Annotated in this window: 1 protein-coding gene; it reads right to left on the bottom strand. The window is 47.1% G+C overall.

Annotated features, from left to right (window positions below; translation table 11 throughout):
* Nucleotides 1-124: 124 nt before the first annotated feature.
* A partial coding sequence (locus K0039_RS25325) for an SAM-dependent methyltransferase (protein ID WP_228106891.1) occupies nucleotides 125-454 on the bottom strand: 330 nt, incomplete at its 5' end.

Genomic DNA, 454 nt, shown 5'->3' with positions numbered 1-454 from the left:
GTAAGTCGCTGTAACGGTGAATATAACCCATTAGCAGATAATATTTATTAAGGGGCTATGTTTTATTTGCTGAATATATAAAAAGAGTCATTAAGAAGGCCAGAATTCTCTGGCCCGGGTTAAATTAATGGTTGGAGAACCAGTTCAGTTTATCGCGCAGGCCAACAACCCGACCAATAATAATTAGCGATGGACTGTTCATTTGCTGCGCCAGTTCTCCCAGCTGTGTGAGCGTACCGTCAATCACGCGCTGCGTGACTGCCGTACCGTTTTCGACAATTGCCACCGGCATTTCGCCTGGCATTCCGTGTTCAATCAGCTTTTGCTGAATAGTCGCGGCCTGATTCAACCCCATATAGAACACCAGCGTCTGTTTTTCTGCCGCCAGGTTTTCCCAGTCCAGCTCGCCACCGGTTTTTAAGTGTCCGGTAATTAAGCGTACGCTCTGGGCATA

This window comes from Terrisporobacter mayombei, from assembly GCF_020748465.1.
In the GTDB taxonomy this organism is placed as follows: Bacteria; Bacillota; Clostridia; order Peptostreptococcales; family Peptostreptococcaceae; genus Terrisporobacter; species Terrisporobacter mayombei.
This window is presented reverse-complemented; position numbering and strand designations above follow the sequence as displayed.